Origin of the sequence: Gracilibacillus pellucidus, assembly GCF_033949965.1 — a bacterium.
In the GTDB taxonomy this organism is placed as follows: domain Bacteria; phylum Bacillota; class Bacilli; order Bacillales; family Amphibacillaceae; genus Gracilibacillus; species Gracilibacillus pellucidus.
The window spans coordinates 670,372-680,903 of sequence record NZ_JAWZSR010000001.1; the positions used below are offsets into that span (position 1 = coordinate 670,372).

9 protein-coding genes are annotated in these 10,532 nt (G+C 36.6%); 8 read left to right on the plus strand and 1 reads right to left on the minus strand.

What is annotated here, in order from left to right:
• Positions 1–9: 9 nt before the first annotated feature.
• Positions 10–1,728 (minus strand): Rqc2 family fibronectin-binding protein, encoded by a 1,719-nt coding sequence (locus SH601_RS03280; protein ID WP_319956797.1) that lies wholly within the window; start codon positions 1,726–1,728, stop codon positions 10–12.
• Between the two features lie 743 nt (positions 1,729–2,471).
• Between SH601_RS03280 and SH601_RS03285 the strand changes: the two genes are divergently transcribed.
• The 8 genes from SH601_RS03285 (at position 2,472) to rsmB (ending at position 10,516) form a co-directional block, all read left to right on the plus strand.
• Positions 2,472–3,350, plus strand: a complete 879-nt coding sequence (locus tag SH601_RS03285; protein ID WP_319956798.1) for a YicC/YloC family endoribonuclease — start codon at positions 2,472–2,474, stop codon at positions 3,348–3,350.
• A 35-nt stretch (positions 3,351–3,385) separates the two neighbouring features.
• Positions 3,386–3,646 carry an extracellular matrix/biofilm regulator RemA gene (gene remA / locus SH601_RS03290; RefSeq protein ID WP_319956799.1) on the plus strand — a complete coding sequence of 87 codons (261 nt, stop codon included), beginning with the start codon at positions 3,386–3,388 and terminating at the stop codon, positions 3,644–3,646.
• A 14-nt stretch (positions 3,647–3,660) separates the two neighbouring features.
• Positions 3,661–4,281 carry a guanylate kinase gene (gmk, locus tag SH601_RS03295; RefSeq protein ID WP_319956800.1) on the plus strand — a complete coding sequence of 207 codons (621 nt, stop codon included), beginning with the start codon at positions 3,661–3,663 and terminating at the stop codon, positions 4,279–4,281.
• A complete protein-coding gene (gene rpoZ / locus SH601_RS03300) occupies positions 4,278–4,493 on the plus strand; it encodes a DNA-directed RNA polymerase subunit omega (RefSeq protein WP_319956801.1) in 216 nt (71 codons plus the stop codon). The genes gmk and rpoZ overlap by 4 nt, the downstream gene beginning before the upstream one ends.
• A gap of 108 nt (positions 4,494–4,601) precedes the next feature.
• Entirely contained in the window at positions 4,602–5,804 is a 1,203-nt protein-coding gene (gene coaBC, locus SH601_RS03305) for a bifunctional phosphopantothenoylcysteine decarboxylase/phosphopantothenate--cysteine ligase CoaBC (RefSeq protein WP_319956802.1), read from the plus strand.
• Positions 5,804–8,212, plus strand: a complete 2,409-nt coding sequence (gene priA / locus SH601_RS03310; RefSeq protein WP_319956803.1) for a primosomal protein N' — start codon at positions 5,804–5,806, stop codon at positions 8,210–8,212. The genes coaBC and priA overlap by 1 nt, the downstream gene beginning before the upstream one ends.
• 13 nt (positions 8,213–8,225) lie before the next feature.
• Positions 8,226–9,164: a methionyl-tRNA formyltransferase gene (gene fmt / locus SH601_RS03315; protein ID WP_319956804.1), complete on the plus strand. Its 939-nt coding sequence runs from the start codon at positions 8,226–8,228 to the stop codon at positions 9,162–9,164.
• Positions 9,161–10,516: a 16S rRNA (cytosine(967)-C(5))-methyltransferase RsmB gene (gene rsmB, locus SH601_RS03320; RefSeq protein WP_319956805.1), complete on the plus strand. Its 1,356-nt coding sequence runs from the start codon at positions 9,161–9,163 to the stop codon at positions 10,514–10,516. The genes fmt and rsmB overlap by 4 nt, the downstream gene beginning before the upstream one ends.
• The last annotated feature ends 16 nt before the right edge of the window (positions 10,517–10,532 follow it).

Sequence of the window (10,532 nt, forward strand, 5' to 3'; positions counted from 1 at the left end):
GACTTTTGTTTATTTTGGTTTATTTTCTTTTAATCTCGCAACGAATGCTTGATCAGGTGTCACAAATAATGTTTTCTGATTATCATAGGTAACAAAACCTGGTTTCGCGCCATTCGGTTTCTTGACATGTCTAATTAGCGTATAGTCGACAGGTACGGACGAAGAATTCTTTGATTTGCTAAAGTTAGCAGCGAGTTGAGCTGCTTCTAGTAATGTATCCTCACTCGGTTCTAATGAACGAATAACAACATGTGAACCCGGTATATCCTTTGTATGGAGCCAAATTTCATCTTTTCGTGCAAGTTTATTTGTTAAATGTTCGTTTTGTTTATTGTTTTTACCAACTAATATTTCTGTACCATCAGAAGAGAAAAATGTTTCAGGAGTAGGCTTATTTGCTTTTTTCTTTTGTTTCGTTTTTGCTTGTTTTTTCTTCAAATAGCCTTGTTCCTGCAATTCTTCACGTATTTCTTCAATATCTTGCTCTCTAGCAGAATCGATTTGTTCGATGATTTGGTCTAAATAATCGATTTCTTGATAGGTTTTCTTTTTCTCTTCTTCAACCATTTGTTTAGAAGTTTTTAATTTATGATACTTTTTGAATAATGATTGTGCATTTTCGCTTGGTGTTTTATTCGGATTCAACGTAATTGTACGCTTATTTTGGTCTGGATCATAGTAATCGATGACTTCGACTTCTTTATCACCTTTTGTTACTAAGTGCATATGTGCGGTTAATAATTCACCATCTCTTTGATAACGATCGGCGTGTTTGGCATCTTCTAATGTTTTGTTTAATTTACCAATTTTACGTTTGTTTTTCTTTTGTTCATTCGTTAAGAAACGTAACAAATCACCCGCTTTTTGTTTCACACGGTCGCGCTCTGCTTTACCAGAATAAAAATGATCAAGCATCTCACTGACGGATTCAAATGTTGTAAGCTCCCCATCTTGAGTGGTTAAAGTGAAGACATAGAAGCTTTCTTTTTTTCCTTTATAAATAGTTGGTTCATACTGATGATCGAGTATTTTCTGTTTTATATCGAGAAAGGCATCCTTAAACATATCCCTTTTACCGAGTCCTGCTTGTGCGACAATTTCTTTTGCTAAAACAGGAGAGATTCCCATATACTGCTGAACAATTTGTTGATCGAGCTTACCAGTATTAAAATCTAGCTTGCGGATAAATGTATCTCCGTCTATAGTTAATGGGTTTAGCTTTCCTTGATTTGGTGGATCAATATAAGTGCTTCCGGGAAGTATTGAGCGGTGGCGGTTTTGCGCGCTTGATACATGCTTAATACTATCTAGAATCACTTGACGTTCCTGATCCATTAGAATGATATTACTATGTTTTCCCATTAGTTCTATTACTAATGTTTTAACACTTTTATCTCCAATTTCATTTTTTGTTTGAAAATGAATGTGAATGATTCGCTCATTTTCAATTTGTTCAACGGATTCAATAAAACTACCACTTAGATACTTTCGAAGCATCATACAATACATCGAAGGTTCTGTAGGGTTGTCATAAGTATCATTAGTTATATGCATCCTAGCATAGCTTGGATGCGCACTAATTAAAAGTTGTTTATTACGGCCGTATTGCCTAATTGTAAAAATTAATTCTGTATCTGTCGGTTGATATATTTTTAATACACGGCCTGATACTAGCTCTTGATCAAGCTCGTTCGTTATCGCACGTGTTACTGTTCCATCAAATACCATTTCTATCACCTCATTACCCTAGTATAACATTTTTTCTATAGAAAACGTAACTTCCGCAAGATCATCAAAGTCCCACGTTTTTCATGTTACGTAGCTAAAAGCGAGAGGCTTAGGTGGATATAGGCTTTCTCCCATTCTATAGATGATGAGTGCTGGCACAAGCTCCGACAAAACACTACGCTTTCTACGGGTACGGCTTCAGATAATTTTTATGAAGAAGATCACTTCATAAAAATGGATCTTCAGCTCGTACTGTTCCCGCAAGAGTCTCCGTGTTTTGTCTCCGCTATGCGAAACGTTCTACTGTTTGCGAGTGGAAATACAATGCTTCACTTCCGAAAGAAATGTGCTTAGTAAAAAGACATGAAAATTTTAGTATTACTCTTTTTTACAATAGGAATATAACCAAAGTGAAGGCAGAATGCGCAGACTCCTGCAGGAAAAGCGAAGTCTGAAAATCCACTTTTCAACCGCTTTTGTTGAAAAGTTAGTTGAAGACAAGCCTGCGGAAAGCAAGCGTTCTGCCGTAACGAGTGCCTAGCACTTATTAGAAGTAGAATGAGTGAGCGCATTTCACGGATTGTTCAACAAGGAGCAACATTCACTCTCGCTTTTAGACTACGGAAGTGATCTTTATTTATCGTTTACTATTCATCAATCATTTGTTTTCCGCTCAGCGTTTTTGATATGATGATTATGGTAAGAGCTTAGTGTCTATACTAGTTGATGGGTGTGAAGAATGAATGAGAAGTATGACAGGGTTTGGAAGAGAAGCATATCAGGATGAACAGCTGGAAATCAATATAGAAGTAAAAACCATTAATCATCGTTATTTTGATGTAACTTTTCATATGCCAAAATTTTTATTGCCGATTGAAGATCAGTTGAAAAAAATCATACAACAAGAGATGAAACGTGGAAAAATTAGTGTGTCGATTTATCTAACAGGGACTTATACTCATCAGAAACAACTTCGAACGGATTGGGATCTAGTAGGACAATACATGGACCAATTAAAGCAGCTTCAAGAAAATTACCATCTAACAGGCGATATCTCCATAGAATTAATTAGTCAGTTTTCAGATATATTTCATATAGAAGAGAAGGAAGAAATAAATAGTGACACAGAAGCAAAAGTAAAGCAAACACTTGAGTTAGCTGTAAAAAAAGCAAGTCAAATGCGTTTCAATGAAGGAGAAGAATTAAAGAAAGATTTAACGAAAAGAGCAGAAAATATACAAAATAATATAAAACAGTTGGGAGAAAGGCGAAAAATTGTTATAATAGAGTACCAGGAGCGAATATTAGAACGTATTAACAGATATCTTGAAAGTACACCTGTTTCAGGAGACTCTACGTTGTATCAAGAAGTTGCGTTATTAGCTGAAAAAGGTGATATTTCAGAAGAACTAACGAGGATACATAGTCATGTTAAACAATTCCAACAAATTGTTGGTGAATCGGATCCGATCGGAAGAAAATTAGATTTTATTGTTCAAGAAATCAACCGCGAGTTGAATACCATAGGCTCTAAATCTAATGATGCTTGGATCAGTGAACAAATTGTTTATTTGAAGAGTGAAGCAGAAAAAATGAAAGAACAGATTCAGAATATAGAATGAATTGTTTTTGTATAATTTAAGGGGGAACTCGAATAATGAGTTTGAAGTTAATCAATATCGGTTTTGGGAATGTGGTGTCAGCTAATAGAATTATTTCTATTGTTTCACCAGAATCTGCTCCAATTAAGCGAATCATCACAGTGGCAAGAGAAAATAACAAACTAGTAGACGCTACATACGGAAGAAGAACAAGAGCGGTCATTATTACTGACAGTGATCACGTTGTCTTATCAGCTGTTCAGCCAGAAACCGTTGGGCAAAGAGTCTTAAGTCACGATGAAATAAATGAAGAATAGTAGGAGGAAATAATTTGATCGAAGAAAAAGGGATACTGTTTATTTTATCTGGCCCATCTGGAGTCGGGAAAGGAACAGTACGAAAGGCATTGTTTGAACAAGATACTAATTTAAAATATTCTATCTCTATGACGACTAGAGCAATGCGTGAAGGTGAACAAGAAGGTGTTGATTACTTTTACCGAACACGCGAGCAATTCGAACAGATGATTCAAGAGAGAAAAATGCTTGAATATGCCGAGTATGTAGGAAACTATTATGGAACACCAAAGCAATATGTGGAAGAAACCTTGGAAAAAGGTCACGACGTATTTTTAGAAATAGAAGTGCAAGGTGCGCTACAAGTAAAAGAGAACTTCCCACAAGGTGTATTTATTTTTCTCATTCCTCCTAGCTTGGAAGAATTAAAAAATCGAATCATTGATCGTGGAACAGAGACAGAAGATTTGATCTTAAATAGATTGAAAGAAGCACGTTCAGAAATTGAAATGATGGACAAATATGACTATGTTGTGGTAAATGATAATATAGGTGAAGCTGTGAAGAAGGTTCAAGCAATTGTTCAAGCTGAACATAGTAAGCGTGAACGAGTAGCAAAACAATATAAAGCATTATTGGAGGTAGATGAAAAATGATTTTAGAACCATCAATTGATAAATTACAAACAAAAATTAACTCAAAATATACATTAGTAACACTCTCTGCAAAAAGAGCGCGTCAAATTCAAAATACAAAAATCCATCATGTAGAATCACCAAAAGCAGCTACAACAGTTGGGTTAGCTTTAGAAGAAGTGTTACAGGAAAAACTAACAGTTGATCCTATATCACAACAAGAGAATGAATAATGTAGATGTTAAATAGAAGATTCCTCCCTCGCATTGCTTTTTTAGCTTGCGGGGGTTTCTTCTATAAGCGGATTTTTGCGGAATATAAGAAGAAAAGAGGTTTTGATTATGCTAGAAGGAAAGAAAATATTGCTTGGAGTATCAGGTGGAATCGCAGTATACAAAGCAGTTGCACTGACAAGTAAATTAACACAAGCCGGAGCAGAAGTTAGAGTAATCATGACAGAAAGTGCTACTGAATTTGTCACACCACTTACTTTTCAAGCGATATCTCGAAACCCTGTTTATACCGATACATTTGATGAAAAAGATGCAGCGAAAATTGCCCATATTGATTTAGCTGATTGGGCTGATTTAGTTGTAATAGCACCAGCTACAGCTAACATTATAGGTAAATTAGCTAATGGTATTGTAGATAATATGTTAACAACTACACTTATAGCGACGGAGGTACCAGTATATATAGCACCAGCGATGAATGTCCATATGTACCAGCATCCGGCAGTAATTAACAATCTACATACATTAGAAAAGTGGGGATACAAATTTATTGAGCCTGGCGACGGTTATTTAGCTTGTGGTTATGTTGGAAAAGGTCGCTTGGAAGAACCAGAAAACATTGTAGAGATATTGGAAGTGGAAACAAGTAAAACGACTAGATGGAAAGGAAAGAAGGTATTAATAACAGCAGGTCCAACAAGAGAAACGGTAGATCCTGTTCGCTATTTTACGAATTATTCATCTGGTAAAATGGGTTATGCGTTAGCACAAGCAGCAATGGAAAATGGTGCAGAAGTGATACTTGTTTCTGGACCCACAACAATCAAACCTCCTGTAAATGTTACGTTAATAAATGTCACAACTGCAGCGGAAATGTTTGAGCAAGTGAAAAAATACTATAAAGAGATGGATGTCATTATTAAGTCAGCAGCTGTTGCTGATTACCGTCCAATAATGACCTATGAGCATAAAATGAAGAAACAAAAAGGACCGTTATCGATAGAGATGGAGCGAACAACAGATATTCTCCAATATGTAGGTGAACATAAAACAACGCAATATGTAGTAGGGTTTGCAGCAGAGACGCAAGAAATAGAGGAATATGGTAGGCAGAAAATGAACAAGAAGAATTTGGATGCCATTGTAGTGAATGATATTGGTAAAGAAGGTATCGGCTTTCGGTCAGATATAAATGAAGTGAAATTTATGACAAAAGATGGAGAAGAACAAGCAATTGAGCAAGCTACGAAAAAGAATATTGCTAAGCAAATTATTCAATTAATTGATGTGGAATTAAGGAAGGATGCATAATGCGAGTTGCTAAGGTGATAGTGGATGTGCCTACCAACCAAACAAATCATACATTTGATTATTTAATCCCAGAAAAATTAGAAAATCTTGTACAGGCAGGTATGCGAGTAACAGTACCGTTTGGTCCGCGGAAAGTAATGGGATTCGTTTTAGATGTTGTCAGTGAGTCTGATTATGGAAAATTAAAACCGATTGAAGATGTAATGGATATTACCCCGATTTTAACAGGAGAATTATTACAATTAGGAAAATGGGTGAGTGACCAGACGGTTAGTTTTTATATTCAAACATTCCAAGCGATGTTACCTCAAATTTTAAAAGCAAAATATAAGAAAGAAATTGAAGCATTAACAGAAGAGGAATTACCTGATGCTTTACAAACACTTTTTGCTGGTAGAGCGGTAATGGATTATGAAGAATTTGTCGAGCGAAACGGGGATTATAACCTTTTGTTAAAAGAAGTGCGAAATGGTCACGTTCAAATTAATTATTTGGTCAAATCAAAAGAAACAAAAAAAACTATACGGTTTATTGCGCCGAATAAAGAGCCATACTTGTTAGTAGAAGCACTGGAGGATATTGATCCACGTGCAAAAAAACAGAGGCAAATCATTGAGTATTTTATTGGGAACCCAGATCCAATTGAACAGAAGAAATTACTCGCAGTGTTAAGTACGACAACGGCAACAATCAACCAACTAGTAGAGAAGAAAATGTTAAAAAAGATAGATCAAAACGTTTACCGTGATCCATACGAGGACGAAACATTTAAAAGAACTACTCCTTTACCACTAAGCCTTCAGCAAAAAAAGGCTATTGAACCAATCTGGCAAGCAATAGAAGCGGACCAGGATCAAACATTTCTTTTGCATGGTGTAACAGGTAGTGGTAAGACAGAAGTATATTTACAAGCTATTGATAAAGTGTTGCAGAAGGGAAAAGAAGCAATTGTATTAGTGCCAGAGATTTCACTGACGCCACAGATGGTAAATCGATTCAAAGGTAGATTCGGTTCAGAAGTAGCGGTTTTGCACAGTGCTTTGTCACCAGGTGAGAAATATGATGAATGGACGAAAATTCATAAACAAGAAGTAAAAGTGGTAGTAGGAGCTCGTTCGGCGATTTTTGCACCGTTCGAGAATATTGGTATTATCATAATTGACGAAGAACATGAAACGAGCTATAAACAAGATGAACAACCTCGATATCATGCTCGTGAAGTGGCAAAAAAACGTGCGTCGTATCATCATTGTCCTGTCATTCTCGGGAGTGCAACACCTATGCTGGAGTCCTATGCAAGAGCTAAAAAAGGAGTATATCACTTATTAGAAATGCCTGATAGGATGAATGAAGCAGCTATGCCACCAGTTGAAATCGTAGATATGCGTGATGAGTTACATGCGGGCAACCGTACGATGTTTTCACGGAACTTACTCGAATCTGTGCAAGAGCGGATTAGTAAAAATCAGCAAGTTGTATTGTTGTTAAACAGAAGAGGTCATTCTACTTTTGTTATGTGTCGAGATTGCGGGGAAGTGATGAAGTGTCCACACTGTGATATTGCATTAACTTATCATAAAAGTAGCCATCAATTAAAGTGTCATTATTGTGACTATAAGATTCCGATGGTAAAACAGTGTACCTCATGTGCAAGTAAAAGCATTCGCTATTTCGGTACAGGAACACAAAAAGTAGAAGAGGCGCTAAGAGAGCATATACCGGAAGCGAGTATTATTCGAATGGATGTGGATACAACAAGGCGGAAAGGATCGCACAAAAAATTGCTTGAACGATTTGGTAATGGTGAAGCGAATATTTTATTAGGTACACAAATGATTGCTAAAGGGTTAGATTTTGAAAATGTTACACTTGTCGGTGTACTAGCAGTGGACACTATGTTACATTTGCCAGATTTCAGGTCGTCTGAAAAAACCTTTCAATTATTAACACAGGTAAGTGGGCGTGCTGGTAGACATAAATTGCCTGGAGAAGTGATTGTACAAACTTATACACCTGAGCATTATAGTGTGCAATTAGCTAGTCAATATGATTACGAACAGTTTTACTTGCAGGAAATGGAGATGCGTAGAAGTTTTCATTATCCGCCTTACTATTATTTGACATTATTCACAGTATCCCATCCTAATCAATTCAAAGCACAAGAAGTAACAAAGACGATCAGTAAGTTATTGTACAAGCATTTATCAGACCGAGCTACGATTTTAGGACCAACTCCATCGCCGATGGTTCGCATAAATAATAGATATCGCTATCAGTGCATGGTAAAATATAAGGATGAACCAAATCAACGAGAAATTGTTCGAAAAATACAAGATCATTATAAGGATGAAATCCATCGTAATGACTTAACGATACAAGTAGATTTTGAACCATATTCTTTAATGTAAGAGGAGATTTTTTATGAAGAAAATTATTTTTATGGGAACACCAGACTTTGCTGTTCCGGTATTAGAACAATTAATTAGTGAAGAATACACGATTGACCTAGTTGTGACACAGCCAGACCGTCCACGTGGTAGAAAGAAGGTTATGACACCTCCGCCTGTGAAGGTTGCTGCTGAAAAGCATCACATACCGGTGTTCCAACCAGAAAAAATAAAAGATGACTACGAAGAAATTAAGAAGAGAAAGCCGGACCTAATTGTAACGGCGGCATTTGGACAGTTACTTCCTAAAGGTTTATTAGATATTCCTTCATTCGGATGTGTAAATGTGCATGCTTCTTTATTACCGAAGTTACGAGGTGGAGCTCCGATTCACTATTCTATTTTAGAGGGACACGAACAAACAGGCATCTCGATCATGTATATGGCGGAAAAATTAGATGCTGGTGATGTGATTAGTCAAGAAGCAGTGACCATTGAAGATGCGGATGATGTGGCCTCTTTGCATGATAAATTATCTAAAGTAGGTGCTGAGCTATTATCAGCTACATTACCTGCCATTTTTACAGGTGAGGCTGGACGTACACCACAAGACGACAATGAGGCAACTTTTGCACCGAATATTAAAAGAGAGCAAGAGCAAATTGATTGGAATAGATCACAACAATTTATTTACAATCATATTAGAGGTCTGCACCCATGGCCAGTTGCTTTTACGACGTGGCAAGGTAAAGTGTTAAAAGTGTATCAAGCAAGTAAAGTAGATACGGTAACAGATGCTGTACCAGGTGAAGTAATTGAATTGAATGATACTGGAGTTGTTGTAGCAACAGCTGACAATAAAGCGATTCAGCTAATGACTGTACAACCAGCAGGAAAGAAAAAAATGCAGGCAGCGGATTTCTTGCGAGGGGTTGGTAGTAATATGACAGTAGGAGAGAAACTAGGCGAATGACAAAACAACCATATAATATTAGACAGATAGCACTCGAACTTTTGATCCGAATTGGTGATCAAGGTGGCTACAGCCATTTAGTTATCGATCAACAACTAAAAAAACATCAACTTGACGCACGTGACGGAGCGCTGCTCACCGAAATTGTGTATGGCACAATGCAAAGAAAGCTAACACTAGAGTATGATTTAGCAACATTTATCAAGTCAAAGAAAAAAATGGATAACTGGGTAAAATGGTTACTATATTTATCATTCTATCAAATGAAATATTTAGATAAAGTTCCCGATCACGCTGTCATACATCAATCAGTTGAGATTGCTAAACGTAAAGGTCACAAAGGAATTGCTAGTTTGGTTAATGGAATATTACGCTCAGCCCAAAGAGATGGTTTTCCGGACTACCAAGCAATAAGTGATCCTGCACGGAGAATTAGTGTAGAAACAAGCCATCCGCTTTGGCTTGTTAGGCGTTGGATAAAGCAATATGGTGTGTCAATTACGGAAGAAATGTGTCAAACGAATATTACACATAAACAAGTATCTTTACGTATCCAGCCGTTAAAAATTACAAGAGAACAATTAATCGAAAGGCTGGAAGAAAATCAAATTAAAGTTCATAAGTCTCCTTTTTCAGAGCAAGGCTTAGTAGTGGAAGAAGGAAATGTACTAAAAACGGAACTGTTTAAAGAATCATTGTTCACTATTCAGGATGAAAGCTCTATGCTTGTGGCTGAAATGATGGATTTAAAAGAGGGTCAAACTGTTCTTGATAGTTGTAGTGCTCCTGGTGGGAAAGCTACTCATATAGCAGAAAAATTAAAAGATAATGGCAAAGTATATGCTTATGATCTACATGCTAAAAAGGCTGCTTTAGTGGAAGAAAAAGCAGAGCAATTAGGTCTTACATCGATAACAGCTGGTCAAGCTGATGCAAGAAATTTACGAGAAAAGCATGAAGAGGAAACGTTTGACCGCATTTTAATCGATGCGCCTTGCTCAGGTCTTGGTGTACTTCGTAGTAAGCCTGATATAAAATATAATAAAACGAGTGAAGATGTAGCCAGGTTATCAACCATTCAGAAAGAAATATTAAGTCATATCGAACCATTGTTAAAAAAAGATGGCAAACTCATGTATAGTACATGTACGGTTGATCAGGAGGAAAACGAAGAGATTATTAAGGACTTTCTAGTTAATCACCCCCACTATCAAGTGGATCCGTCATTTTTGGAGAATTTACCGGAAGTATTACAAAACAGTCCAGGAAAAAGTGAAGTCGGTATACAAATATTTCCTCAGGATATTAACAGTGATGGCTTTTTCATGACAAGATTAATCCGGAATAGTTGATTAGAAGAGGTGTTGA